Origin of the sequence: Rhizobium rhizogenes NBRC 13257 (genome assembly GCF_000696095.1) — a bacterium.
GTDB lineage: Bacteria > Pseudomonadota > Alphaproteobacteria > Rhizobiales > Rhizobiaceae > Rhizobium > Rhizobium rhizogenes.
Genome location: NZ_BAYX01000001.1, coordinates 551,805 through 577,638, shown reverse-complemented (window position 1 = coordinate 577,638; position 25,834 = coordinate 551,805). Strand labels below are relative to the sequence as shown.

Sequence of the window (25,834 nt, the reverse complement as noted above, 5' to 3'; positions counted from 1 at the left end):
GGTCTCCGCATGTCCCTTATTCTCTATCAGCATCCCCTTGCCTCCTTCTGTCACAAGGTCCTGATGGCACTCTACGAGAACGGTACGCCGTTCGAGAGCCGCATTATCGATCTCGGCAACGTGGATTCGCGCGCCTCCCTGCTCCGGCTGTGGCCGATCGGGAAATTCCCAGTCCTGCGCGACGAGGCACTCGACAGCACCGTTCCGGAAACCAGCATCATCATCGAATATCTCGACCGACACTATCCCGGCCCAACGCCCCTGCTGCCGCCCGATCCGACGGATGCGCTCTGCGTCCGCCTCTGGGATCGCTTCTTCGATCTTTATGTCCAGGAGCCGATGCAGGCGATCGTTACCGACAAGCGTCGTCCCGAAGGCGCACACGATCCTCAAAGCGTCGAGCAGGCGCAAACACTGTTGCGCACCGCCTATGGCATGATCGAGCAGCAACTGGGCGAAAAAACCTGGATCGCCGGAGACGCATTGACGATGGCCGATTGCGCCGCAGCCCCGGCGCTGTTCTACGCCGAAACGCTGGTGCCCTTCGGCGAACAGCATGTCCGGCTCAAACAATATTACCAGCGCCTGCTCGAGCGTCCGTCCTTCGCCCGCGTGCTCAAGGAGGCGATGCCCTATTTCCATTTCTATCCATATCATGAAAAGCTGCCGCCGCAGTTCCGGCCGGAACACCCGCATGCTTGAGGACCCCCTGGCACTTGACCGGATGTTCCAGGCCCTGTCGGATCAGAGCCGACGCGGCATGATCGACCGTCTCGGCAACGGTCCCGCCTCGGTGACGGAACTGGCACAGCCATTCGCCATGGCGCTGCCGACCGTGATGAAACACCTGCAGGTACTGGAAAGCAGCGGTCTGGTGCTGTCGGAAAAATCTGGCCGGGTGCGGACCTACCATCTGCGTAAGGAGGCGCTTGCATCGGTCGAGCACTGGATCACAGAGCGCAAGGCGGGATGGAACAGAAGCTTCGACCGGCTGGATCAGTTTCTGGCCGATACGTCCACGGAGACGATAACAGAATGACCGGAAGATCGACGGAACATACGACGCTTACCATAGAGCGGCATTTCAAGGCACCCCTACCGCGCGTCTTCGGCGCCTGGGCAGTGGCCGAGAACAAGCGCCAATGGTTTTCCTGCCATGGGGAATGGACACCGCTGGAATATCAACTCGATTTCCGCCCCGGCGGCAGCGAGAGCAACCGCATTGCATCGACGGACGGTGTGGTACACGCCTATCAGGCCCGCTATATCGACATCGTGCCTAACGAGCGCATCATCTATGCTTTCGACATGATGCTCGACGACAAGCGCATCTCCATGTCGCTCGCCACCGTCGCCTTCGCACCGGAATCAGCCGGTACGCGAATGCTCTTCACCGAACAGGTGGTTTTTCTCGACTGCTATGGCGACAACGGTTCGCGGCTGATGGGCACGGAAATGGGCTTCGACAATCTGCGCCTCTATGTCGAAGGCGACGAAACCCGGCCAAATTAGCCTGCCTTGGCATCCCCGAGAATAGCAGCCAGCAACTGTCCCTCGAGTTCGGCAAGCGCCGGATTGCCATGGCGGCGGGGGTGCGGATGGGGAACCGCGATATCGAGCACGATCCGCCCCTCGTCCAGCACGACGACGCGATCGGCCAGATGCACGGCCTCGCTGACGTCATGCGTCACGAGCACAGCAGTGAAGCCAAGTTCGCGCCAGACGCGGTTCAGCAGTTCCTGCATGCTGATGCGGGTGAGCGCGTCCAACGCGCCCAGAGGCTCATCCAGCGCCAGGACGCCGGGTTTGCTCACCAATGCGCGGGCAAGCGCCACGCGCTGCCGCTGACCGCCGGAAAGCCGCGACGGCCATTCGCCGGCCTTCTCCGCCAGCTGCACTTCGGAAAGCACCGCCGCGGTTTCGGAGCGTACCACTTGCTGCGGCAGCCCCTCGCCGAGACCGACGGCGACATTGTCGGCAACGGAGAGCCAGGGCAGCAATCGCGGCTCCTGAAAGACGATGCGGGCATTCGGTGCCGCGTCATTCGCGTCAGTGGTCTCGAAACGCAGATGGCCCGAAGTCGGCTCATCCAGCCCCATCAGGATGCGTAGCAGCGTGCTCTTGCCGCAACCGCTCTTGCCGATGACGGCGACGAACTGGCCGGCGGGAATATCGAGATCGATGCCACGCAGCACGCGATTATTGTCAAAGCTCTTTTCCAGGCCCTTGATGTGGATGGCGGCAGCACCTGTCTGCAACGGAGCGCTCCCGGAGGAGCCCTGATGAACGCGTTCCAATGCGATGGCGGTCATAGATGCTTCCTCACTCAATTCTGATAGGCCGGGTTCCAGCGCAAGGCCCTGCGCTCCAGCGCACGGGCAACGACATCGGCGAGCTTGCCGAGCACGGCGTAGATCACCAGCGTCAACACCACGACATCGGTCATGCCGAACTCGCGGGCATTGTTGGCCATGTAGCCGATGCCCGAGGATGCGGCGATCGATTCCGCCACGATCAGCGTCAACCACATGATACCGAGCGCAAAGCGTAAGCCGACGAGGATTGACGGCAGGGCGCCGGGGAAAATTACCTTCTTGAACAGCGTCCAGTTGCTCATGCCATAGACCCGGCCCATCTCGATGAGGCCACGATCGACATTGCGAACGCCGTGATAGGTGTTGAGATAGATCGGGAAGAGCACACCAAGGGCCGTCAGGAACAGCTTCGATTCCTCGCCGATCCCAAACCAGAGAATGACCAGCGGCACCATGGCCAGATGCGGAATGGTGCGTAGCATCTGCAACGTCGTATCCGTCAGCTTTTCCGACAGGCGCGACACGCCGTTGGCGATGCCGAGCAGGAAGCCGATCGAGCCGCCAACCAGCAGGCCGGCAAAGGCCCGACCGGCGCTGACGAGGATATTATGCGGCAGCTGCCCGGAGATCGTCGTCTGCCAGAAGGCAAGCACGACAGCGGCCGGCGACGGCATGATGCGCGTGGAGATCCAGCCAACCGACGAGCCAAGCTGCCAAGCCGCTATGACGACGGCCGGCAGCAGGAAAGGCAAAAACCGCTCCAGGGAGATGACCGGCCGCGCCTGCTTTGCCGGGCGAGCCCGGCTTTGCGCGGTGACGCGGACGAAGGACGTGTCGAATGTCGACATGAGAATCTCCCTGAATTGTTCGCGTTAAGAGCCGGAAACGACTTTCAGATTGCCGCCATGGCTACCGCCGGCGAAGATCTGCTTTGCACCGAATTCGTTGCGGAAGCCGGCACGTTGCTCTTCGCGGGAGAGTCCGATTTCGGGGAACAGCAGTTCCGCGACACGATAGGCCTCTTCCAAATGCGGATAGCCGGAGCCGATCACCGTTTCGATGCCGATATCCTGATATTCGCGGAGCCTTGCGGCCACCGTCTGCGGCGAACCGACGAGCGCCGTGCCGGCACCGGCGCGCACGAGACCAACGCCAGCCCAGAGGTTCGGCGAAACTTCGAGCTTGTCGCGACGACCGCCGTGAAGAGCTGCCATGCGCTTCTGGCCAACGGAGTCGGACTGGTTGACGAACTGTTCCTGCGCTTCGCGGATCGTCTCGTCATCGAGCTTGGAGATCAGCCGGTCGGCGGCGGCCCATGCTTCTTCATCCGTCTCGCGGACGATGAAATGCAGGCGGATGCCGAAGCTGACTTCGCGACCCTTCTTGGCGGCGGCAGCGCGCACCTTCTCGACCTTCTCGGCCACCTGTGCCGGCGGCTCGCCCCAGGTCAGATACTTGTCGACGCGGCCAACCGAGAAGTCGATGCCGGCGTCCGACGAGCCACCAAAATAAAGCGGCGGGCGCGGCGACTGCACCGGCGGCAGGCCAAGCCTTGCGTTGGTCGCCGTGATATACTTGCCCTTAAATGTCGAGGAGCCCTTCTCCATAAGCTCTTCCCAGACAGTGAAGAACTCGTCGGCATGGGCATAGCGCTCGTCATGTTCGAGATGAATGCCGTCACCCGCCAATTCGGCCGGGCTACCGCCGACAACGATATTGAGCAGCACGCGACCATTCGAAACGCGATCGAGCGTCGAGGCGAGACGGGCATAATAGGCGGGCGATGCCGTGCCGGGGCGGATGGCCACCAGGAACTTCAGCTTCTGAGTGTGCGCCGACAAAGCGGCAGCCGTGATGAACGACTCCTCACAGGAGACGCCCGTCGGCAGCAGCACGCCGGAAAAACCGAGCCTGTCGACCGCCTGGGCGATCTGCGTGAGATAGCCGATTTCCGGCCCGCGGTTGAGATCGGTCGAGCCCAGATAGGTACCGTCGCCGGAGGTCGGAATGAACCACAGGAAGTCGATGGGTTTGGCAGTCTTGGTCATAGTGTTTCCCTGTCTTCTGGGCGCGTGTCATCGGGAGCATGTCCCTCGGAGCTTCCAAGGGATAGTGGCATAGACTACCGATTATATCGACAATGCAGATTTTCTATTACTGGCCATCTCGCGGAATATTTTTCCGCGATACGAGCCGCGCCCGTCATCTTTCGAGCGCGGTCATATCAGTTGGGACGAGTAAGCCTTCGTCGCTCAGCTCGCTTTCGGCCGCCAGACGATATCGGTGATGGTGAGCTTCTTCGGAACGATCCCGAGGTCGTAAAACGCATCCGCCAGCCCCTGCTGATAGGCAATGGCTGCGTCGTTGATGGTCGAGACGGCACCAAGATTGAAATCAGGCCGCGTCAGTGTCACCCGCGTAATATTGGCCGGCACGCCGGTGATCTCCGAAAGGGCTGCAACAGTATCGTCAAGATTGGCCTGGGCCGCAGTGCCGACCTTGGCGAGCTCCTCGAGCACATCCACGATGACCTGCGGATTGTCCTTGGTGAAATCTGCATTTCCCAGGAAATAACTGTAGGAATCGAGCAGGCCTCGCGCCGTCGTCAGGATGCGGGTGTCCGGATCGGCCTCCGCAATAGCGAGATAGGGATCCCAGATCGACCAGGCGTCGATCGCGCCGGTCTTGAAAGCAGCGGAAGCATCCGGCGGCGCGAGATCAAGCGCCTGGACGTCGTCGACAGTCAGGCCACCCTTGCGCAGCGCCTTTACGGCGACATTGTGAGCGCTCGACCCGCGTTTGAAGGCCAGCTTCTTGCCCTTGAGGTCCGCAAGCGTCTGGATCGGCGAATCCTTGCGCACCAGGATGGCCGAACCTTCCGGGCTTCCCGAGTACTGACCCACATAGAGCAGATTGCCGTTGGCGGCCTGCGCGAACAGCGGAGGCACATCGCCTGTCGCGCCGAAATCGAGCGCACCGGCGCCCAGCGCTTCCAACAGCGGCGGACCGGATGTGAACTCGGACCATTCGACAGAAATGCCGCGACCGGCAAGCAGCTTTTCCAGCGAGCCCTTGCGTTTGGCCAGCGCCAGCACACCGTTCTTCTGCCAGCCTATGCGAAAGGTGGTTGCAGCGGCAGCACGCGCCGACCGTATGGAAGGCAGCGCCAGGGTGGCGGCCGTGGCGCCGAGAAGGCTGAGTGTCTGTCTGCGCGAGATCATGAAAAGTCCCTTTCCCACCGGACCGGGACGCGTCCCGTTGCCACCGGCATTGCTATTGATGCCCTAAGAATTGCAAATCCATGGATTATATCGACATCTGATATTGTGAATTTCCGCGGATGTAGCGAAATTCGATTTCGAAAAATGACGAATATAAGGAATTATCTTCCAAGACGAATGAGACCGAGACAAGTTCGCCGACAAATCGGTCTTCCGTCCCCCTCGCCTTTCCGCTAAGCCTTTTGTCAAAATTCGTAAGGGAGTTTCGCGAATGGCAAAGGTCGCTTTCATCGGCATGGGCGTCATGGGCTATCCCATGGCAGGGCATCTAAAGACCAAGGGTGGCCACGACGTCACCGTCTACAACCGCACCGTCGCCAAGGCGGAAGCCTGGGCCAAGCAGTATGACGGCAAGTATGCCTCCACCCCCGCCGCGGCTGCCGAAGGCGCCGATTTCGTCTTCACCTGCGTGGGCAATGACGACGACCTGCGCTCGGTAACGATCGGCAAGGACGGCGTGCTCTCGGGCATGAAGGCCGGTGCGATCCTGATCGACAACACGACGGCAAGCGCCGAAGTCGCCCGCGAACTCCATGCGGCGGCCAAGGAAAAAGGCGTTGAGTTCATCGATGCCCCCGTCTCTGGCGGCCAAGCCGGCGCGGAGAATGGCGTGCTGACCGTCATGTGCGGTGGTGACGAGGCCGTATTCGAAAAGGCAAGGCCCGTTATCGACGCCTATGCCCGCATGGTCGGCCTGATGGGCGCGGTCGGCGCGGGCCAGCTCACCAAGATGATCAACCAGATCTGCATCGCCGGCATCGTCCAGGGGCTTGCGGAAGGCATCCATTTCGGCAAGCAGGCCGGCCTCGACATTGAAAAGGTCGTGGACGTCATCTCCAAGGGCGCGGCCGGCTCCTGGCAGATGGAAAACCGCCACAAGACCATGAATGCCGACAAATACGACTTCGGCTTCGCCGTCGACTGGATGCGTAAGGATCTCAGCATCGTGCTGGCGGAAGCCCGCCGCAATGAGGCCAAGCTTCCGCTAACCGCACTCGTCGATCAATTCTACGGCGACGTCCAGGCCATGGGCGGCAATCGCTGGGATACTTCGTCGCTGCTGGCGCGGCTGGACAGGAAGTAATTTAGTCCGCCGCTCTTTACTAAGCGCCATTGCAAATGTGGCGCTTAGTCCTCCTGCGACTTCGCGGTATCCAGCAGCATGTAGTCCAGCGGCAGTTCCGTCGAATACTTGATCCGCTCCATCGCGAAGGCCGAGGAGACGTCACGGATTTCGATCTTGGCGATCATGCGCTTGTAGAAAGCGTCATAGGCGGCGATATCCGGAACGACGACGCGTAGCAGATAGTCGACATCGCCGCTCATGCGATAGAATTCGACCACTTCCGGGAAGTCGGCGATCACTTCGGAAAAACGTTTCAGCCATTCGATCGAGTGGCTGTTGGTGCGGATCGAGACGAAAACGGTAACCTTGGTGTTGACCTTTTCCGGATCGAGCAGCGCGACGCGACGGCGAATGACGCCATCCTCTTCCATCTTCTGAATACGGCGCCAGCATGGTGTCGTCGACAGCCCGACCTTCTTGGCAAGATCAGCCACGGCCAGAGTGGAATCTTCCTGCAGCAGGCGCAGGATTTTGCGGTCGAGACGATCCATTTCGGCTATCCTTTCGAATTATATTCTCTCTATAGCGCGTTTTTGGCGAAAGAAAAGAAACTTGTTTCAAGAAACGAGGATTTTCACACGTTCTTGTAACACCGGCAGCAACTCCGCCTCGAACCAGGGATTGCGCTTCAACCAACCGCTATTGCGCCAGCTTGGATGCGGCAGCGGCAGAATGGCCGGCGACCGATTGGTCAGAAGGTAGCGCCGCCATTCCGAAACAGTTTCGGTCATCGACGCCATCCGCGCCGCGCCGAGGTGCCAGGCTTGTGCATATTGCCCGATGGCGAGAACGAGTTCGATCTGAGGCATCGCCTCCAGCGTCCTCTGCCGCCAGAGCGGCGCGCATTCCTTGCGCGGCGGCAAGTCGCTGCCGGCTGTGTCATAGCCCGGAAAACAGAAGCCCATCGGGACAATGGCGAAACGATCGGGATTGTAGAAGCTGTCGCGGCCGACGCCCAGCCATTGCCGCAACCGGTCGCCGGATGCGTCATTGAACGGCAGGCCACTTTCATGGACGCGCAGCCCCGGCGCCTGCCCGGCGATCAGGATGCGTGCCGTCTCCGACAACACCGCCACCGGCCTCGGCTCATGCGGCAACCGATATGCCTCGCCGCGCATCGGCGTGTCGCGACAGATACGACAGAGGGCGATTGCATCGCGCAACGCCTGCAACTCATCGCCCGGCATCGTCATTGACCCCATCCCACCAGCTTTCGCAGGTAATCGGCCAGTCCGCCGAGCGGGTCACCGCCGGAAACATGTTCCATCTGTTCCTCGCGTCGATAGTCGCGCGGCCGTTCGAAATCGCCGGCCCAAAGCCCGGCCTCCGCTTGCCGCGCCTGAGCCTCCTCGGCGGCATAACCGCCATAGGATACAGCCATGCCACTGCGGACCATAGCGGCGTTGATGTCGATATCGCCAGCCTTGCAGATCACCAGCAGCCGGCCGTAGCGATCCTTTTCACTACCACGGCATTCGGGCGCACCCGTCTTCATAAGTCGATCAAGGGCCTTGCGCGCCTCTTCGCCGCAGGCCCAGCCTGCATTATTGCGCTGACATTGCTGCCGATATTCCGGCGCATCGATGCCACGCAGCCGAAACCGCTGGCCGCCTTGAGCGAGCGTATCGCCGTCGACGACATAAAACCTTCCGGTTTGAACCAGTTCCGGACGATTGTTCAACTTCAGCGCCAGCAAACCGAGCAACACCAGCAGGGCGAACGTCGTTACGCCGTCACGAAACAGGCGCCCAGATCGCGTCACGCTTTTGCCTCCTTCACGAACAAACCCTTGGTAAAGATGGCAAACAAAACATTTCAGGCAGCATCTTCTTAAGATTTGACCGCTAGTCTGTAGCCTTCCGCAAGCCAAGTTTCAACGCAACCATGAGTACCGGCGTCAGCACATCGACAGATAAAATCATCGTCGACCGATCGCGCAGTCACCGTAACCGGGCTGTGTCGAAGGCCGTGCGGCAGACGCGCGAGCGCCTGCAATCCGGCCATAGCCGGAGTTTCGACCGCGAACTGATGATGATGCATGTCGACACCCTGTTGCAGGGCGCCTCGGTCATGCCGATCTTCGTCATCATCGTCGCGGCCCTCGGCGCCTACCTTACCCGCGACGCGCAAATCTTCATCTGGGCCATTCCGACCCTGACGATGCATGCCGTCAACATGCTGCTTGGCCGCCGTGCGAAGAAGTACGAGATGACCGTCGGGCGCGCCAGGAAATGGCGCCAGATCCTGCTGTTGGGCCAACTCTTCATCGGCTTTTGCTGGGCGTTCTTCGCCATGCAGGACTGCTCCGCCTGCGGTGGCGACAGCTTCGTGCTCTACAAGGGCGCGGCGCTGTTGGTGGCGATCTGTATTACCACCATGGCGAATTTCATGCTGCCGCGTGCGGTGCCCTTCGCCTTCGCCCCGGCAATCGTCGCCCTTGCCGTCAAGGCGACACTGACCCGTGACCCTCTCGATATCACGCTTGCCGCCGCAGTCACCGTCGCCGCTATCTTCTTCACCTTCATCACCAACCGGATGTTTCAGTCCAACCTGAAGATCCTCTCCTTCCAATCGGAGAAGGATGACCTGATCGCCGAGCTCGAGGTCGCCAAATCGATGTCGGATGAGGCCCGCCGCCGCGCCGAAGAGGCCAATCTCGCCAAATCACGCTTCCTGGCCTCGATGTCGCATGAACTCAGGACCCCGTTGAACGCTATCCTCGGCTTCTCCGAGGTCATGTCAGCTGAGGTCATGGGGCCGCTCAACAACGCCACCTATCGCGAATACACCACCGATATCCATCGCTCCGGACAGCACCTGCTCAATCTCATCAACGAGATCCTCGATCTTTCGCGCATCGAGGCCGGCAAATACGAGCTGAACGAAGAGGCGATCTCGCTGCTGGATGTCGCGGAGGATTGCATCGGCATGGTGCAGCTGCGCGCTCGCGGCAAGAATATCTCCATCTCGCCACAGTTTGAGCTACAGCTGCCCTCCGTCTGGGCCGATGAGAAATCCATCCGGCAGGTAATCCTCAATCTCCTGTCCAATGCCGTAAAATTCACGCCCCAGGGCGGTGAGATCACCGTCAAGGTCGGCTGGACTTCCGGCGGTGGGCAGTATGTGGCAATCAGGGACAATGGACCCGGCATACCCGAAGAAGAAATACCGGTGGTTCTGTCCGCTTTCGGTCAGGGTTCGATCGCCATCAAGAGCGCGGAACAAGGAACGGGCCTCGGCCTGCCGATCGTGCAGGCGATCCTTGCCAAGCATGACGGTCAGTTCATGCTGAAATCCAAGCTGCGCGAAGGCACCGAGGTCATCGCCATCCTGCCAGCCAAGCGCGTGCTGCAAAGCCTGCCGGCCGTCGAGGACGCGCCGTCGGTCGAACGCCGCAAGAAAAGCTTTGCCTGACACTTGAGCCGTAGACGACTAGCGGAAAAACAGGTGGTAGCCGATGGTGTACAGCAGATAGAGGCCGGACGCGACGAGCATGCAGAAAACGGCAAAGGATCCCAGATCCTTCGCATGCTTGCCGACATTGGAAATCTCAGGCGAAATCCGGTCGATCACTTCTTCAACCGCGGTATTCATCGCTTCGACCGCGAAAACGCCGAGAAACAGCACGACGGCAATCATGATTTCGCCAAGCGTCGCGCCGACCGCGATCAACAGGATCAAGGCGACCCCTGCGAACAGGAGTTCCTGCCGGAAAGCGGATTCCTGCAGCAGGCGCTGAAAGCCACCCCAAGAATAGCTGGCAGCGGCAAAAAAATGTCGGATACCTGTTTCCTTGGTTACCGCTGATTTCGAAAACTCGGCCATCTTCGCCCTGTCCGCGCAGTCCTGACTGCAATTTAGCTGCCTTGCGAATACAGTCTCGTCATCGCCAAGGCAAGCCGACCACTGAGTCGGCCCCAGAATTTGTTACGGCTTTATGACATAAATCGAAAGTCGGACGGAATTTTGGAGGCGAGGCGCGCAATCGTCGCGCCTCGCTATTTTATCCGTCAGTGTTTGTTGGTAACGCCAGCGCTCTCAAAGGTCGCCATGCCGGAATGGCAGGCGGCAGCGGCCTTGACGATACCCGCGGCAAGGGCCGCGCCCGTGCCCTCGCCGAGCCGCATACCAAGCGCCAGGAGCGGTGTCTTGCCGAGCTTGTCGATCGCTTTCAGATGCCCCGGCTCCGCCGAGACGTGGCCGATCAGGCAATGATCGAGAGCGGACGGATTAGCGGCCTTGAGGATCGAGGCAGCTGCGGTTGCCACGTAGCCGTCGATGATAACAGGGATACGCTCCATGCGGGCAGCGAGAATGGCGCCGGCCATGGCCGCGATCTCGCGGCCGCCGAGGCGACGGAGCACTTCCAGCGGATCGGAGAGATGCTCGCGATGCAGCGCTGCGGCCTTTTCAACGGCGGCGATCTTGCGCTTTAGCATCTCGCCCTCCGAGCCGGTTCCGGGGCCGACCCATTCCGCCGCCGTGCCGCCATAGAGCGCGTAGTGAATGGCGGCTGCGATCGTGGTGTTGCCGATGCCCATTTCACCGATGCAGAGCAGATCCGTGCCGCCGGCGATCGCCTCCATGCCGAAGGCCATGGTCGCGGCACAGTCGCGCTCGGAAAGCGCCGGCTCTTCCGTAATGTCACCGGTCGGATAATCGAGCGCCAGATCGAACACCTTCAGGCCGAGATCATAGGTGACACAGATCTGGTTGATCGCGGCACCGCCTGCGGCGAAATTCTCCACCATCTGCTGCGTCACCGACGGCGGAAACGGCGTGATGCCCTGCTTGGTGACGCCGTGATTGCCGGCGAAGATCGCGACGAGCGGGCGGGTGACGGCCGGCGCTCGGCCAGTCCAAGCCGCGAGCCAGAAGGCAATCTCCTCAAGGCGGCCGAGCGCACCCGGCGGCTTGGTGAGCTGCGCGTCGCGCTCGCGCGCCGCAACCAGCGCTCGGGGATCCGGGCCTGGGAGGTCGCGCAGCAGAGTGCGGAAATCGTCGAATGGCAGGCCGGTAACGCTCATGAATGCCGTTCCTTGTCTTTTGGTCTCAAATCAGGTTTTTTGCGTGCGACTCTATTAGTCTTCGGCACGGGCGCGAACAACTGCAAAAAGCGCCCGATGCTGTCGCGGGAATAACGGTGCGAGAATGAATATTCGGGAATATACGAGCGACGTCGCCCGCGCCGTGGCTTTCTTGAGCCGCATTCCCGTGCCCGCGTCCTTCTTCGAGGGCGATGACGGCAAGCTTGCCCGCGTATCGCGTGCCTTTCCCCTCGCCGGCCTGCTGATCGCCCTGCCCGCCGCAATCACCTTCGGCGTGCTGCTGGCCTTCGATGCCGATCCGCTGATGGCGGCACTTCTGGCGCTCGCCATCCAGACGGTAACGACGGGCGCACTGCATGAAGATGGCCTCAGCGATACCGCCGATGGGCTGGGTGGTGGCAAGGATCGCGACCGGGCGCTTGCCATCATGAAGGATAGCCGCATCGGCACCTATGGCGCGGTGGCGCTGATCCTGTCCTTCGGACTGCGCGCTGCCGCCCTTGCCGCTATCGGCCGTGGCCTCGCTCCCCTCGACGCGGCGCTGACCATTCCGGCCGCTGCCGTCTTGAGCCGCGGCGCCATGGTCTGGCACTGGTATGCCCTGCCGGCGGCCAAGCCGGACGGGGTTGCTGCGTCAGCCGGCAAGCCGGACTATGGCCCCATGCAAATCGCATTGATCGCCGCGCTGATACTTTCGGCCTTTCTGCTCTGGCCGAGCCTCAGGCTTCCAGCCTTTGTCCTTTGCCTTCTTGTTACAGTAGTGGCGGCATTTCTCTTCACCCGCCACGTGCGTCAACGGCTTTCTGGCCACACCGGAGACACCATTGGCGCTGCGCAGCAGATTTGCGAGATCGCCGCTTTCTGCACCCTTGCCATGTGCGTCTGAAGCATCGATATATGATTTTATGCTAACACCTTGCATTCTTGTCTGTTCCATCGATTTAAACACCGGCTATTGCTTCGGCTGCGGGCGCACGCGCGAGGAAATCGGCGGATGGATGACCTATAGCGACGCCGAACGCTTTGATATCATGCAGGTCCTGCCGGACCGTCTCGCGACTGTCGAGCGCAGGCCGCGCCGGGAAACCCGCCGCCAACGGCTGGCGCGGGAGCGCAGCGCCGTATGAACCGCCTGAACATCGCCCTCGCCATCATCGGCATCGGTCTTGCCCTCCTGCTCTTCAACAATAATAGCGGCATGACCTTCGGCCTGCCCAATGACGATTTTGCCCGCATCGTTTACCTGCTGCCCCTTTCGCTCATGATGGCTGCAGGCATCTGGGCAAGCCGCCAAACCGTTAGCCAGTCGCTGCGCAATCTGCTGGTCTGGCTTGTGATCATCATGGCGCTGGCGACCGCCTATGTTTACCGGCGCGACGCCCAGGAAGTCGGTAGCCGGCTATTCGCCGGCCTGGTGCCCGGACATGCCGTCGTCGTCACCACCAGCGAAGGCGGTCAGGAGGTCATCCTCCACAAGCTCTCGAACGGTCATTTCCAGGCACAGGTGATGATCAACGGCCAGCCGATCGACATGCTCGTCGACACCGGTGCCAGCTCCATCGCGCTGTCGCGGGAGGACGCAGAGCGCGTCGGCATCATCCCGGAAAACCTCACCTATTCCATGACCATGATCACCGCCAACGGGCGGGCAAGAGCCGCCCCCGTCGAACTCGGCTCTGTCGCCATCGGCCCGATCGTGCGTCGCGATGTCAAGGCGACCGTCGCCGAGGAAGGCAAGCTCGACCAGAGCCTGCTCGGCATGAGCTTCCTTGAGACACTGGGATCGATGCAGATGCAGACTGACGAATTGCGGCTGCGGGATTGACGGTAATAGTTCGATGAGGCCCGAAGCATTGCGGGCCGAATGCACGCTAGGGATGACGGCATATATCCCAGTATCGGTCCCGAAAGTTCAGTCGTCATGCCACAGACCAAAACCAACGCCACGACGGAGCTTCTGCTCCTTTTGATGCTCGCGACCCTCTGGGGCGCCTCCTACACGTTCATCCGGATCGGTGTGGCGACGATCCCACCGATCACCCTTATCGCAGCACGCACGCTTATTGCCGGTGGCGTGCTATTTGCAATTATCCGCTGGCGAGGGCTCAGCCTGCCGAGAGATCCGTCGGTATGGCGTCGCTTCCTCGTTCAGGCTTGCCTCAACAGCGTTATTCCCTTCACGCTGATCGCCTGGGCCGAACGTACGGTTGATGCCGGCCTGGCGACCATCCTGAACTCCACCACACCGATCTTCACCTTCCTGCTTGCTGCCATACTGCTGCGCAACGAGCGCGTCACCGCATACAAGCTGTTCGGCATCGCCATGGGATTGGCAGGTATCTGCCTCATCGTCGGCTTCGACGCCTTGAACGGCTTCGGTCGGCAATTGCCCGCGCAGCTCGCCGTCGTGCTCGCTTCGGTCTGCTATGCGGGAGCCGCCTTGTTCGGCCGCAATTTCAAGGGCCTCGATCCGATGATGCCCGCCGTCGGTTCCCTACTCTGCGGCGCCGTCATCCTCATCCCGGTTGGCCTTGTCGTGGATCGGCCATGGACGCTCGCGCCCTCCACGGCATCGATCCTGGCACTCCTGGCGCTCGCCATCCTGTCGACTGCGCTTGCCTTTTCGATCTATTTCCGGCTGATCCAAACCCTCGGCTCGATCGGCACCACCGCGCAGGCCTATCTGCGCGTCCCGATCGGTGTGGCCATCGGCGTCGTCTTTCTTGGGGAGCCTCTGACCCAGACGGCTGGCATCGGCCTTGTCTGCGTCATCATCGGCGTAATGGCCATGACGATGGCGCCGCGGAGAAAGACCGTCAGCGAATAAGAGCTGGTGCGACGCTACATCAGTAACGTCAGGTCATCCCATACGAAGATGATGTTTTCGGATCGCCAGACCGGGCCGGGATCAGTGTAATGCCCGGTCATTCGCCCACCGAGCAACTGATAAAACGCTATTGCCGGATCGTTGCCGACGACGACACCGAGCGCCGCGCCGGGATAGTCCAAAGCCGCCAGATGCAGCGCCAGTTCGCGCATGAGGCGGCGACCGACGCCCTGACGCTTGATGGCGGGATCGACGTAGAGCGATCGTATCTCGCCCCGCCCCTCGAAAAGCACCAATGACGGCGCGCCGGCCGCGCCAATGCCAACCAAACGCCCGTTCTGCTCGGCGAGAAGCACCAGCTGATCACGGCCCGGTTCGGACAATGTGGCCGTCCATCTCGCTCGCCGGAAAGCCTCATCCATGATGCGAAAGGCATCGGGCGTGGCCAGCTCCCGATAGGTTTCCCGCCAGACGGCAAGGTGCAGGCGGGCTATGGCCGCAGCATCCTCGGGAACGGCTGGCCGAATAGTGATTTCCATCGTCAACCGGCACCTTCCAGCACGGCGCCTCGCAGCGCTCCCACCAGATAGAGCGACCCGGTCACGAGGATCCAGCCATCATCTTCCGATATCTTCATCGCAGCCCGGTCCAGCGCCTTGCGCGGATCAGGCTCGGCTTCGCAGGCTATCCCCATGGACGTTGCCAGTGTTGCCAATTCATCGGCGGGGTGAGAGCGACCGGACCCGGACGCTTCCGTAAAGACGACATAGGCGACGGATCGGGACAGGACCGTGAGGAAGCCCTCAGCATCCTTGTCGGACGCCAGCGCGACGATGGCGACGCATTGGCCGCTGAAATCGGAAGAGCGGGCAATATCGCGCAGGACAGCCTCGATATTGAACGGAACATGCGCGCCGTCCATCACCATCGGCACCACGCGCCGCGCGGTATTCGACACGGAGGGAAGTGTGAAGGCAAACCGCTCCATTCGCCCCGGCAGACGCGCATTGTCCCTGACCGACTGATCGAGCAGCCGCGCGCCGATTGGCGCGCCGGTCTCGGTGCCCTCGCGCACGCATTCGCCCTGCTGTCCCAGATGATCGAGAACCAGGCCGACCAGCGCAGCATTCTTGTCCGCGATCGTCGCATCATCGGCGATGTCGGTGCGCAGCACGCGACAACCGAGTTCATCGGCACGCTGTTGCAAGACACGACCGGCGGCGTCGGTGGCAAGGAGCGTAGTGGCAAGCGTCGCGCCAGGCTTCAATATGCCGACCTTTTCGCCGGCGATCGCCTCGCGCGTACTCCCAAGAATTTCCGTATGCTCAAGCTCGATATTGGTGACAATGGCAACTTCGCCGAAGACCACATTGCTGGAGTCCAGTCGCCCGCCGAGCCCGACCTCGACAACGGCCCAATCCAGACCCGCATCTTTGAACACGACAAAAGCGGCGGCCGTTATCACATCGAACCAGGTGGCGTCCTCGCCCGGCGTTGCCTCGCGCTTTGCGGCTTCGTAGCTGTCCAGCACCTTCTCCAGCGCTTCCGCCAAGCGGTCGTCCTCGACCTCCTGACCCATCACACTGATACGCTCGTTCACACGATCGACATGTGGCGAGGCATAGCGGCCAACCCGCCATCCCGCCCGCAGCAAGGCGGCGGCGGCAAGCGCGCAGACGGACCCCTTGCCCTTGGTGCCGGCGACATGGATGGCACGGAAACTCTGGTGGGGATTGCCCAGGCGCTGCATGAGATCGAGCATGGGCTCCAGCCCGACACGCATTTCCCCGCGCGGTTTGCGCTCCCAATTGGTCAGCCGATCGAGGCGCGAGAGAACGTCTGGCAGTGAACGGCGCTGGGGGATTGTGGGCATGGAACACCTGCAGAAAGGATCGACTTGGATGCCCAGGCATGCTGCATGGCCGTCATCTCGCCCCCGCTTCCCGATGACCTACCATCCTGCTCCGCCTGCTGTATCGGCGCCGAGTTTATGAGCCGCGAGAACAGCGATTGCAACACTCATGTTTGCGGGAAAAATGTTCCGCCAATCAGTTCCGCAACCGATATCCCGTCTTGAATATCCACCAAAGGGTCGCAAGGCAGATGACGAGGAAAAACGTGATCATGGCAAGGCTCAACACCGGGTTGACGTCGGCAATGCCATAGAAGCTCCAGCGGAAGCCGCTGACGAGATAGAGTACCGGATTAAGGTGACTGACCGCCTGCCAGAAGGGCGGCAGCATGTTGATCGAATAGAAGCTGCCGCCGAGGAAGGTCAGCGGCGGTACGACCAGCATGGGAATGAGGTTGAGCTGCTCGAAATTCCCAGCCCAGATGCCGATCATGAAGCCGAACAGGCTGAAGGTCACCGCCGTCAGCACGAAGAACAGGATCATCATGAACGGATGTTCGATGGTGATATCGACGAAGAAATTAGCCGTCAGCAGGATGATCAGCCCGATCAGCATGCCCTTGGTCGCGGCCGCGCCGACATAACCGAGCACGATCTCCGTCATGGCGACGGGCGCGGACAGAATCTCGTAGATCGTGCCGGAAAATTTCGGGAAGTAGATACCGAAGGAGCCGTTGCTGATGCACTGGCCGAGCAGCGTCAGCATGATCAGCCCCGGCGTGATGAAAGCGCCGTAGGAGACGCCCTCAACCTGCTGGATGCGCGAACCGATCGCGGCACCGAAGACGATGAAATAGAGCGACGTTGAAATGACCGGCGAGACGACGCTCTGCAACAGCGTGCGGCGCGTGCGCGCCATCTCGAAACCATAGATAGCCTTGATCGCCTCGAAGTTCATTTGCTCTCTCCTACCAGCGATACGAAGATGTCCTCGAGCGAGCTCTGCCGCGTCGACAGGTCCTTGAAATGAATACCCTCGGCCGCCAGGCGCGACAGCAGCACCGCGATGCTGGATTGCTCGTGCTCCGCATCGAAATCGTAGATCAACGTCATGCCGTTCGGCCCCAGCGACAGGCCGTTGCCATCGAGACAGGTCGGAACAGATTCCAGCGGCTCCGCCAGATCTAGGATAAGCTGCTTGCGGCCAAGCTTGGCCATCAGCGACTTCTTGTCCTCCACCAGCAGCAGCTTACCGCCATTGATAACGCCGACACGGTCGGCGATCTCCTCGGCTTCTTCAATGTAATGCGTCGTCAGGATGATGGTGACGCCATTGGCACGCAGCCGCTCGACGACGTGCCACATATCCTTGCGCAGCGTCACGTCGACACCCGCCGTCGGCTCGTCGAGGAAGAGGATCTCGGGCTCATGCGAAAGCGCCTTGGCGATCAGTACACGTCGCTTCATGCCGCCGGAGAGCTGGCGCAGCATGTTGTCCTTCTTGTCCCATAGCGACAGGTCGCGCAGAACCCGCTCGATGTGAGCCGGATTCGGCTTCTTGCCGTGCAGACCGCGTGAAAAGCTCACCGTGTTCCATACCGTCTCGAACAGGTCGGTGGTCAGCTCCTGCGGAACCAGCCCGATCATTGCGCGCGTGGCACGAAACGCCGTCACCACGTCATGACCGCCAACGATCACAGTGCCGCCACTCGGATTGGCGATGCCGCAGACGATGGAAATCATTGTCGTCTTGCCGGCGCCATTTGGTCCAAGCAGCGCCAGGATTTCACCCCGTTCTATATCGAGGTCGATACCCTTCAGCGCCTGAAACCCGTTGGAATAAGTCTTGGTGAGACTACGGATGGAAATGATCGGGGCCATGATGCAGGCAAAGTCCGGCTTTGTGATTATTTTCGCGGCGTTTGCCCGCTATATAGCCGGGAACAGGCTTTTACCATCCCGCATGACGGAACAGTGCGTTCGCCTAAACGAATAAGTTGTCATCAAACCGTGACTTTCGTCGGGCATATGTTTGCTTAGGTGAGCAACGGTTGTCGCAACCCCGCCCAACGCCTCTTGGTGACAGCGTCAGCGCCGATGATACTTGAAGACTGATTGCCCTCGTATCCATATTTCATGCGTCATTGCGCGATATAGTTTTTTTCCGGAGCCAGCAAAGATCCCCTGTCGTTGCTGAGCGCCACTATAGCCGGCCTTCGTGCCGGCTTTTTTCTTTTTTGCCGGCTAAGTACCGATCAAGCATCGAAAGGCCCGCGGATCACCAGCTGCCGTTCACGCCGCAACCGGCCGGCGGCAACGTCTTGTTTTCAAAACGTGCCTTTAGCATCGCACAGCCCTTCTCGCGGATCGGACCTGGCATCATCGTGTTGAGACCAATGCCGACTTCATCGAACGGATCATCCGCATAGGCGACATAGGCATACCAGCGGCCGCCGATCACGAGAACAATCGCAACAAGGGCAGCGACCAGCGCCCTTCCAAAGCTACTCTTCCTTCTCGGAACGTCTTCCATCGGATGGGTCTCCTAATTTAGCGAGCCGCAGTTAACTGCGATTCCCTTCATAGGTAAACCGCGTTTATCCCAGCAAACCGGCCATTACATGCTGCAATAACGTCGCCCGCCCTTGCGATCCCTGAGATCGAAGTGGAAATGGTTCCAGTGTTCGGGATTGCTGCCGGGGCCGAGCACGGTGTCGAAATAGCGGCAGCTGTCGCTCCGCACCGCCTTCAGCAGCCGCCCTTCGCGGAAGGAGAACAGCCCCTTCTTGCGCACATCGATCACATGGCCGTTTTTCAGGACGAAGGTGCCGACATCTATGGCGTTGCCATGGGCATGTTCCGACATTGGGTTGTAGCGTTGCCGGCTATTGTTCATTCGCCGGCAGGAATAGCCCCCCAAGGGAACGATCGTGCCGATGCCTGACCAGTAGCGCGTGCGCGCCGCCGGTGCCAATTCGTTCTTGACCCATTTCGCGAAGGCAAGCGTCACCTGGCAATTCAGGGTCACCGCCGGCCTGACGGCGATATTGCCCGAGAGGCCGCTCAGCGAAACCGGGTAAGGAACCTGGCAGGCCGGGCCGTTCGAGATCGACGGCTTGTCGGTATAAACGACCCCCATGCGCTGCAACTCCTGCCGGCAGGCGATTTCCGAGGCCGGCATGGCGCCCGGCGATGACTGCGGCGCCTCCATCTGCCGGTCGATGCGCGGCATCGGATTGTCGACGCGAGGCAACATTGCCACCTGCGTATCCGGCTGCTGCCGGCGGATCGGCGACTGGTTGAGTTCGGCCTGCGCGGATGGACGCTGAATGATGGAGCGGTTGGTCTGTACCGGCGCGTCGGAACCGATGCCGTCGACAACAGGCTGATCGGTCTGCCCTTCGGCTATGTTCTGCTCTTCTTCCTGCGCCAGCCCAACGACCGATCCGGACTGCGCCTCCTCGCTCGGATCGACGCCGAGTTCGGCATCCATGTTGACGCCCTGGGACTGCGCATTCGATTGTTGCGCAAGACCCTGCTCGACATCCGTGGTGGTCACGGCCTCATCACTGCCGTTCGTCGGCAGGCGGCCCTGCCTGGCCACAGCTTGCGGGTTGCCGGAGGAATCGTAGGTGTTGGCATAGTTGGCGGACGCTGAGTTCACGGGCGCCTGGCCACCCTGATAGGTGAACTGCCGCGACTGCACGCCGCGATGCGGCTTGATCGAGCTTACGCGGCTGCTGTCGATGCCGGACGGCGGCACCAGGCTGTCGGCCGTGCAGGCGACCAGTGCCGACGACAACAGCAAAGGCAGCGCCGCGCGCCGCAGAAAGGATAAATACGCCATACTTCGGATCCGCTCTCGCTGCCCCAGCCACGGTCGACAACACTTACGAAGATTAAATAAAAACGGTGAATGAATACTTACCGCCCATGAGGGACATCCGGTGGGGTGGCCGCGAATTGCGGGAGGCGTGCTGGAAAAGGTCACCCTCGGGCACGATTGCCTGGTGACGACATGTTGAGGCAGCTTTCCCATCCCGGTCCGATTGCGTAGGCTACTCGCCGGAATCAAGCCTTGATCGATAGGAGCGAGTGAATGAACGACAGCCCCAAGCCGAGAGGCGAATTGACCCTGCGCACGCTGGCCATGCCCGCCGATGCCAATCCCGCCGGCGATATCTTCGGCGGCTGGGTCATGGCGCAGATGGACTTGGCAAGCGGTATTCGCGCCGCCGAGCGCGCGCGCGGCCGCGTCGTCACCGCCGCCGTCAAGGAGATGGCGTTCGAGCTGCCGGTAAAGATCGGCGATACGCTGAGCGTCTACACCGAGATTGAACGCGTCGGCCGTACCTCGATCACGCTCGTCGTCGAAGCCTGGGCGCACCGTTCACGCTATAACCAGATGGAAAAGGTCATCGCCGGGACATTCATCATGGTCGCGCTCGACGAGAACGGCGCGCCGAAACCGGTTCCCGCGGAGAGCTGACAGGATGATGGAAGCCGCACGGACGCCCGAGGTTTACGTCTACATCAGGACGGTCATGAGCATGGTCATCGGCCTTTCGCTCGCCCAGCTCCTGACGCGGCTTGCCGGCTTCGTGCAGGCACCGGGCAAGCACCGCGTCTATTTCGTTCATCTCGGCTGGGTCTTGTCGATGTTCCTGTTCATCATCCATTTCTGGTGGTGGGAATATCGGCTGCAATCCGTGGCCGAGATCAGTTTCGGCGTCTACCTCTTCCTCATCTGCTTCTGCTGCCTGTTCTATTTCCTCTGCGTGCTGCTGAACCCGCCCTCGGTCGAGGACTATGGCGGCTTCGAGGAATATTTCATCTCCCGCCGCCGCTGGTTCTTCGGCCTGCTCGCCGTCACCTATGCCGTCGATCTCATCGACACGCTGCTCAAGGGGGAGACCTATTTCCGATCGCTTGGCTGGGAATACCCGACCCGCAACGTCGTCTACATCGTCCTCTGCATTATCGCCGCCATCACCGCCAACAGGCGCTTCCAGGCCGCCTTCGTGACGATCGGCTTGATCTATCAGATCACCTGGATCTTCCGGCTCTACGATGTCCTGCCGGGATAAAGGCAGCGATCAGCATCTGATCGGCAGCGAGAAAACAACCATCGTCCCCAGGCGTTGCAGCCAGCGGCCAAGACATCGCCATATTGTTCAGATCGATTGCGCTTCAGCGCGCAGGCGGGGAGAATAAGTTTTGAAAATCGGAAGATTGGCATTTGGACTGGCGGTAGCCCTTTCGCTCGCGCCACTTGCCCATGCCGAAGATCCCGCGCCGGCGCCTGGCGACACCTCGATCTCGCTGAAATATTGGGTGCAATTCGCAAAGGACGGCAATGCCGCCGCCCAATACGGCCTCGGCTATCGTTACGCCAAGGGCCAGGGCGTGGAGCATGACGACGCGCAGGCGGTGCAATGGTATCGAAAGGCCGCCGCGCAGGGAAACGTGCAGGCCGAATACGCCCTCGCCTACATGTATTCCAACGGCCTCGGCGTCGATAAGGACCTGAAACAGGCAAATGCCTGGTATCGCAAGGCCGCCGAACAGGGCTATGCCGACGCGCAGTATGCCATCGGCTATTCCTATGCCAACGGCCGCGGCACGGATGTCGATAACGAGCAGGCAGTCGGCTGGTATCAGAAATCCGCCGCCCAGGGCCAGGCACAGGCGCAATATGCGCTCGGCTACATGTATGGGCACGGCCTCGGTGTGCGCGAGGACGATGCGATCGCGCTCGGCTGGTATCGCAAGGCGGCCGATCAGGGTCGCGCCGATGCGCAATATGCGCTTGGCTACATGTACGACAAAGGTCTCGGCACGGCTGCGGACCAAAGCCTGGCGATCGACTGGTATCAAAAATCAGCGGATCAGGGCGACCCCCAGGGTGAATACGCCCTCGGCTATGCCTACACCAATGGCCGGGGTGTCGATCAGGACGATGGTCAGGCCTATTCCTGGTACAAGAAATCCGCCGAGCAGGGCCGTGCCGATGCGCAATACGGGCTTGGCTACAGCTTCGCCAACGGCCTCGGCGTTCCCCGGGATTACAAGCTGGCGCTGCAATGGTATCGCAAGGCGGCCGATCAGGGCCGCGCCGATGCGCAATATGCCGTCGGCTACCTCTATGCCAACGGCAAGGGTGTGCCGGTTAACGACAACGTCGCTGTCGAATGGTACCGCAAGGCCGCTGCTCAAGGCGACGCGGAGGGCGAATACGCCCTTGCCACCATGTATACCGACGGCCGCGGCCTTTCCAAGAATGACGGCAAGGCGCTGGAATGGTATCGCAAATCGGCCGAACAAGGCCATCCGGACGCGCAATATGCGCTCGGCTATATCTATGACAAGGGTCAAGGCACGGCGCCGGACAAAGGTCAGGCGGCAGCCTGGTATCGCAAGGCGGCCGACCAGGGCAGCGCGGGAGGTCAATATGCCCTCGGCTATCTCTATTACAACGGCAGCGGCGTTCCCAAGGACTATGGGCAGGCGGCTGATTTCTTCCGCAAAGCCGCAGAGCAAGGCAACGCCCGCGCCCAGTACGGCCTCGGCTCCATGTATTATAGTGGCGACGGCGTGCCGAAGGATATCGGCCAGGCCACCAAATGGTTCCGCAAGGCAGCGGGCCAGGGGCTGCCGGAAGCGCAACATAGCTTGAGCTACATGGCAGCAAATGGCGAAAACCCGCTCAAAAGCGCCAGCCCAGAAGGCAATAAACCGACCACGACGACCAGCCAAAGCGAAACACCGGGCTGGGTCATTCTCCAGATACTGGCGACGCTGTTGCCATAAGCCGATCATGTATGTGTGCGGAGGCGCCTTGCGCCCTCGCCTGTCACATCATTTAGTATTCACACACAAAAGACGACTGATTGAGGGGTAGATTGTGCATTTTAAGCGAGCAGCCATCGCACTGTTCTTCGCGCTGGCATCAAGCGGCCTTGCCCATGCCGACACCGGACAAAATGCCTATGACCGGGGCGACCACAAGGCGGCGCTCGATTATTGGCGCCCGCTCGCAAACAAGGGCGACGCGGCGGCACAACTGAAGCTCGGCGAAATGTACAAGCTGGGCGATGGCATCGAGAAAGATCTCAAGCAGGCTCTCAAGTGGTATCGCAAAGCAGCCGAACAGGGCAACGCAAAGGCCGAATTCGATCTCGGCGCCATGTACGATAAGGGCGAAGGCATCGCCAAGGACCATGCACAGGCCATCCTCTGGTATCGCAAGGCGGCAGATCAAGGCTATGCCGACGCGCAATACAATCTCGGCGTCATATATGACGAGGGCGAAGGCGTGCCCAAGGACAGGACCCTGGCTTTCGTCTGGTACAGCAAGGCGGCCGAACAGGGAAATGCCGCCGCGCAGTTCAATGTCGGGGTGATGTACGACAACGGTGATGGCGTCGATCAGGACAAGAGCCAGGCCATCGCCTGGTATCGGAAGGCCGCCGACCAGGGCAATGTCGATGCGCAGTATAATCTTGCCATCATGTATGACAGCGGCGAAGGCATAACCAAGGACAGCGGTCAGGCTCTCTCCTGGTATCGCAAAGCGGCCGATCAGGGCAAGATCGAGGCGCAATACAACCTCGCGGTCATGTACCGCGACGGCGCCGGCGTGCCCAAGGACGGCGCTCGGGCCGTCACCTGGTTCCGCAAGGCCGCCGACCAGGGCGACGCCGACGCGCAATATAACCTTGGCACCATGTATGCCGATGGCGATGGGATCGCTGAAGACGACGTCGAAGCGATCGCCTGGTTTCGCAAGGCAGCGGATCAGGGAGACGTCGAGGCTGAATATAACCTCGGCGTGATGTATCGCGACGGCGAAGGTGTTGCGAAGAACGGTCCCGAAGCGGTCGGCTGGTTCGAAAAGGCAGCTGCCGAGAACTACGCCGATGCGGCTCTCAATCTCGGCGTCATGTATCGCGATGGCGACGGCGTACCCGCGGATCGGGCGAAGTCCCTAGAATGGTTCAGCCGCGCCAAAGCCATGAGCGGCGACGATAGTGAACCTGACGGCAATGAGGACATGCCGCTGCAGCGGAAAAGCATTCCGATCTGAGGCGAACGGACAAACAAGGCCATCTCCAACCTTGCCCGGGCACCGGGGATAGGCCTAGCTCTTGCATGAACTGAAATCACGGATGGGAGATATCTCCGGATGCGGCTCAAACAGATAGGCCTCGGACTGGCGCTGGCACTCTCGATCACCTTCCATGCCCAAGCCGAGGATGGGCAAGTGGCCTACGACAAGGGCGACTACGGCAGCGCCCTCGCCTCCTGGCAGCCTTTGGCGGACAAGGGAGACGCGGCCTCGCAGGACAATATCGGCAGCCTCTATGCCCTCGGCAAAGGCGTTCCGCAGGATTATGCCCAAGCTATCGGCTGGTTTGCCAAGGCCGCCGATCAAGGCCTGCCCAAAGCGCAATTCCATCTCGGCTACGCCTATCTTCGCGGCGACGGCGTCACGAGGGACCGTAACATGGCGATCGCCTGGTTCCGCAAAGCCGCCGCTCAAGGATATGCGCCGGCACAGAGCATTCTCGACCAGATGAACTGAGTTCGACGGTTCCCGCTCAGAGCATATCCCCCGAAGCTCCAATGGTTGCTCCATCGCATGATATCGCAGCCTCATAATCGACGGCAAGCCAGTAATCCCCTGATCGTCTGGCGCGGTCAAACCCTTTATGATCACTTCACCAGCTGCAAAATGATGAGGGGCTGAGCCGCCGCGCCTCATCTTTACCGCAGATACGGCATTGCTAGCTGGGCTCGATGCGTGAAGAATATCGCAAACATCTTCCCGATTCAGCCACCAAGGGATTGACCGCAGTGATCAAGATATCCGCCGCATTGCCCTCCTCGCTTCTGCCGCCACTCCGCATGAGATTATTGGCCGCCGCAATCATCCTGCCGCTGTCGCCCTTGCCCATGGCAGCCACGCCGGCGCAGGCAGCGCCCGGTTCCTGCTGGTCGCTGCTGCAGAGCAAATTCGGCCCGCAGATCGAGAAATCGGTAAACGAAGCGGACCCCTGCAAGAAGCTGCCTGGGCTCGATCGCAAGGAGAAATTCGAGGTCAAATCGCTGGATGTGTGCAGCGCCCCCGGCGGCGTACAGATCAACGCCCGCGCCGACCTCGCCTGCAAATCGCATGGCGTGTTGCAGGCAACGGTGAAAGGACAGCTAGAAGCCTCGGTGACCGTCGATGTCGGCGCCTGCCGCATCACCGATTCGCATGTCGGCATCAGCGGCCCGATCGGCGATCTGATATCCTCCGTCGGTGGCATGCAGGAGCTTGCCCGCGGTTTCGCGCAGGCGAAAATCTCCGAGATTTGCGGCAAATAAGATGGCGGCCGGCGGC

General features: G+C 60.8%; 30 protein-coding genes. 15 read left to right on the top strand and 15 right to left on the bottom strand.

Annotated features, from left to right (window positions below; genetic code table 11):
• The first annotated feature begins 9 nt into the window (after positions 1-9).
• From RRH01S_RS02820 to RRH01S_RS02810, 3 genes are read left to right on the top strand one after another with little or no spacing between them, the layout of a single operon-like run.
• Positions 10-702, top strand: coding sequence for a glutathione S-transferase family protein (locus RRH01S_RS02820; RefSeq protein WP_012651655.1), 693 nt, complete (start codon positions 10-12; stop codon positions 700-702).
• Positions 695-1,039: an ArsR/SmtB family transcription factor gene (locus RRH01S_RS02815; RefSeq protein WP_012651656.1), complete on the top strand. Its 345-nt coding sequence runs from the start codon at positions 695-697 to the stop codon at positions 1,037-1,039. Before RRH01S_RS02820 ends, RRH01S_RS02815 begins: the two co-directional genes overlap by 8 nt.
• Positions 1,036-1,512: an SRPBCC family protein gene (locus RRH01S_RS02810; RefSeq protein WP_042469898.1), complete on the top strand. Its 477-nt coding sequence runs from the start codon at positions 1,036-1,038 to the stop codon at positions 1,510-1,512. The genes RRH01S_RS02815 and RRH01S_RS02810 overlap by 4 nt, the downstream gene beginning before the upstream one ends.
• Here the strand turns inward: RRH01S_RS02810 and RRH01S_RS02805 are convergent.
• The 4 genes from RRH01S_RS02805 to RRH01S_RS02790 form a co-directional block, all read right to left on the bottom strand.
• Positions 1,509-2,312, bottom strand: coding sequence for an ABC transporter ATP-binding protein (locus RRH01S_RS02805; protein WP_034518052.1), 804 nt, complete (start codon positions 2,310-2,312; stop codon positions 1,509-1,511). The genes RRH01S_RS02810 and RRH01S_RS02805 overlap by 4 nt on opposite strands.
• 14 nt (positions 2,313-2,326) lie before the next feature.
• Entirely contained in the window at positions 2,327-3,163 is an 837-nt protein-coding gene (gene ssuC, locus RRH01S_RS02800) for an aliphatic sulfonate ABC transporter permease SsuC (RefSeq protein WP_012651659.1), read from the bottom strand.
• A 24-nt stretch (positions 3,164-3,187) separates the two neighbouring features.
• The gene (gene ssuD / locus RRH01S_RS02795; protein WP_007696532.1) at positions 3,188-4,363 is read right to left on the bottom strand and encodes an FMNH2-dependent alkanesulfonate monooxygenase; all 1,176 of its coding nucleotides are present in this window, start codon (positions 4,361-4,363) and stop codon (positions 3,188-3,190) included.
• Positions 4,364-4,567: 204 nt separating this feature from the next.
• Positions 4,568-5,536, bottom strand: a complete 969-nt coding sequence (locus RRH01S_RS02790; RefSeq protein WP_012651660.1) for an aliphatic sulfonate ABC transporter substrate-binding protein — start codon at positions 5,534-5,536, stop codon at positions 4,568-4,570.
• 271 nt (positions 5,537-5,807) lie between these two features.
• Between RRH01S_RS02790 and RRH01S_RS02785 the strand changes: the two genes are divergently transcribed.
• The gene (locus RRH01S_RS02785) at positions 5,808-6,680 is read left to right on the top strand and encodes an NAD(P)-dependent oxidoreductase (protein ID WP_012651661.1); all 873 of its coding nucleotides are present in this window, start codon (positions 5,808-5,810) and stop codon (positions 6,678-6,680) included.
• A 44-nt stretch (positions 6,681-6,724) separates the two neighbouring features.
• On the opposite strand, the gene RRH01S_RS02780 is transcribed toward RRH01S_RS02785, so the two are convergent.
• The 3 genes from RRH01S_RS02780 to RRH01S_RS02770 all read right to left on the bottom strand — a co-directional run bounded on the left by RRH01S_RS02780 (position 6,725) and on the right by RRH01S_RS02770 (position 8,484).
• The gene (locus RRH01S_RS02780; RefSeq protein WP_007696539.1) at positions 6,725-7,213 is read right to left on the bottom strand and encodes an Lrp/AsnC family transcriptional regulator; all 489 of its coding nucleotides are present in this window, start codon (positions 7,211-7,213) and stop codon (positions 6,725-6,727) included.
• A 66-nt stretch (positions 7,214-7,279) separates the two neighbouring features.
• Complete coding sequence (locus RRH01S_RS02775) at positions 7,280-7,909, bottom strand: uracil-DNA glycosylase family protein (RefSeq protein WP_012651663.1); 630 nt, start codon at positions 7,907-7,909, stop codon at positions 7,280-7,282.
• A 2-nt stretch (positions 7,910-7,911) separates the two neighbouring features.
• Positions 7,912-8,484 (bottom strand): thermonuclease family protein, encoded by a 573-nt coding sequence (locus RRH01S_RS02770; RefSeq protein WP_012651664.1) that lies wholly within the window; start codon positions 8,482-8,484, stop codon positions 7,912-7,914.
• Between the two features lie 122 nt (positions 8,485-8,606).
• Between RRH01S_RS02770 and RRH01S_RS02765 the strand changes: the two genes are divergently transcribed.
• The gene (locus RRH01S_RS02765; RefSeq protein ID WP_007696548.1) at positions 8,607-10,136 is read left to right on the top strand and encodes a sensor histidine kinase; all 1,530 of its coding nucleotides are present in this window, start codon (positions 8,607-8,609) and stop codon (positions 10,134-10,136) included.
• 18 nt (positions 10,137-10,154) lie between these two features.
• Here RRH01S_RS02765 and RRH01S_RS02760 read toward each other — a convergent pair whose 3' ends face one another.
• Both RRH01S_RS02760 and cobT read right to left on the bottom strand, forming a co-directional pair.
• Positions 10,155-10,547, bottom strand: a complete 393-nt coding sequence (locus tag RRH01S_RS02760; protein WP_007696551.1) for a diacylglycerol kinase — start codon at positions 10,545-10,547, stop codon at positions 10,155-10,157.
• Between the two features lie 185 nt (positions 10,548-10,732).
• Positions 10,733-11,749: a nicotinate-nucleotide--dimethylbenzimidazole phosphoribosyltransferase gene (cobT, locus tag RRH01S_RS02755; protein ID WP_012651665.1), complete on the bottom strand. Its 1,017-nt coding sequence runs from the start codon at positions 11,747-11,749 to the stop codon at positions 10,733-10,735.
• A 124-nt stretch (positions 11,750-11,873) separates the two neighbouring features.
• Between cobT and RRH01S_RS02750 the strand changes: the two genes are divergently transcribed.
• The 4 genes from RRH01S_RS02750 (at position 11,874) to RRH01S_RS02735 (ending at position 14,597) form a co-directional block, all read left to right on the top strand.
• Positions 11,874-12,656 (top strand): adenosylcobinamide-GDP ribazoletransferase, encoded by a 783-nt coding sequence (locus RRH01S_RS02750; protein ID WP_012651666.1) that lies wholly within the window; start codon positions 11,874-11,876, stop codon positions 12,654-12,656.
• A 19-nt stretch (positions 12,657-12,675) separates the two neighbouring features.
• The gene (locus RRH01S_RS02745) at positions 12,676-12,897 is read left to right on the top strand and encodes a DUF1289 domain-containing protein (RefSeq protein ID WP_007696559.1); all 222 of its coding nucleotides are present in this window, start codon (positions 12,676-12,678) and stop codon (positions 12,895-12,897) included.
• Positions 12,894-13,595 (top strand): TIGR02281 family clan AA aspartic protease, encoded by a 702-nt coding sequence (locus tag RRH01S_RS02740; RefSeq protein WP_007696566.1) that lies wholly within the window; start codon positions 12,894-12,896, stop codon positions 13,593-13,595. The genes RRH01S_RS02745 and RRH01S_RS02740 overlap by 4 nt, the downstream gene beginning before the upstream one ends.
• A 96-nt stretch (positions 13,596-13,691) precedes the next feature.
• Positions 13,692-14,597, top strand: coding sequence for a DMT family transporter (locus RRH01S_RS02735; protein WP_042469894.1), 906 nt, complete (start codon positions 13,692-13,694; stop codon positions 14,595-14,597).
• 14 nt (positions 14,598-14,611) lie between these two features.
• Here RRH01S_RS02735 and RRH01S_RS02730 read toward each other — a convergent pair whose 3' ends face one another.
• The 6 genes from RRH01S_RS02730 to RRH01S_RS02705 form a co-directional block, all read right to left on the bottom strand.
• Positions 14,612-15,136, bottom strand: a complete 525-nt coding sequence (locus RRH01S_RS02730; protein WP_012651667.1) for a GNAT family N-acetyltransferase — start codon at positions 15,134-15,136, stop codon at positions 14,612-14,614.
• 2 nt (positions 15,137-15,138) lie between these two features.
• Positions 15,139-16,470 (bottom strand): bifunctional folylpolyglutamate synthase/dihydrofolate synthase, encoded by a 1,332-nt coding sequence (locus RRH01S_RS02725; RefSeq protein ID WP_042469893.1) that lies wholly within the window; start codon positions 16,468-16,470, stop codon positions 15,139-15,141.
• Positions 16,471-16,645: 175 nt separating this feature from the next.
• Entirely contained in the window at positions 16,646-17,407 is a 762-nt protein-coding gene (locus tag RRH01S_RS02720) for an ABC transporter permease (RefSeq protein WP_012651669.1), read from the bottom strand.
• Entirely contained in the window at positions 17,404-18,330 is a 927-nt protein-coding gene (locus RRH01S_RS02715; protein WP_007696580.1) for an ABC transporter ATP-binding protein, read from the bottom strand. Before RRH01S_RS02715 ends, RRH01S_RS02720 begins: the two co-directional genes overlap by 4 nt.
• Before the next feature lie 397 nt (positions 18,331-18,727).
• Entirely contained in the window at positions 18,728-18,982 is a 255-nt protein-coding gene (locus RRH01S_RS02710; RefSeq protein WP_007696584.1) for a hypothetical protein, read from the bottom strand.
• A gap of 84 nt (positions 18,983-19,066) precedes the next feature.
• Positions 19,067-20,296, bottom strand: coding sequence for an extensin-like domain-containing protein (locus RRH01S_RS02705; RefSeq protein ID WP_012651670.1), 1,230 nt, complete (start codon positions 20,294-20,296; stop codon positions 19,067-19,069).
• A 252-nt stretch (positions 20,297-20,548) separates the two neighbouring features.
• Here RRH01S_RS02705 and RRH01S_RS02700 point away from each other — a divergent pair, with 252 nt between their 5' ends.
• The 6 genes from RRH01S_RS02700 (at position 20,549) to RRH01S_RS02675 (ending at position 25,818) form a co-directional block, all read left to right on the top strand.
• A complete protein-coding gene (locus tag RRH01S_RS02700; protein WP_007696590.1) occupies positions 20,549-20,938 on the top strand; it encodes an acyl-CoA thioesterase in 390 nt (129 codons plus the stop codon).
• 7 nt (positions 20,939-20,945) lie between these two features.
• Positions 20,946-21,536 (top strand): hypothetical protein, encoded by a 591-nt coding sequence (locus RRH01S_RS02695; RefSeq protein WP_012651671.1) that lies wholly within the window; start codon positions 20,946-20,948, stop codon positions 21,534-21,536.
• 130 nt (positions 21,537-21,666) lie between these two features.
• Positions 21,667-23,259, top strand: a complete 1,593-nt coding sequence (locus tag RRH01S_RS02690) for an SEL1-like repeat protein (protein WP_012651672.1) — start codon at positions 21,667-21,669, stop codon at positions 23,257-23,259.
• A 94-nt stretch (positions 23,260-23,353) separates the two neighbouring features.
• On the top strand, positions 23,354-24,535 hold the full coding sequence (locus RRH01S_RS02685; protein ID WP_012651673.1) for an SEL1-like repeat protein: 1,182 nt from the start codon (positions 23,354-23,356) through the stop codon (positions 24,533-24,535).
• 99 nt (positions 24,536-24,634) lie between these two features.
• On the top strand, positions 24,635-25,033 hold the full coding sequence (locus RRH01S_RS02680) for a tetratricopeptide repeat protein (RefSeq protein ID WP_012651674.1): 399 nt from the start codon (positions 24,635-24,637) through the stop codon (positions 25,031-25,033).
• Between the two features lie 272 nt (positions 25,034-25,305).
• Entirely contained in the window at positions 25,306-25,818 is a 513-nt protein-coding gene (locus RRH01S_RS02675) for a hypothetical protein (RefSeq protein ID WP_234711635.1), read from the top strand.
• The last annotated feature ends 16 nt before the right edge of the window (positions 25,819-25,834 follow it).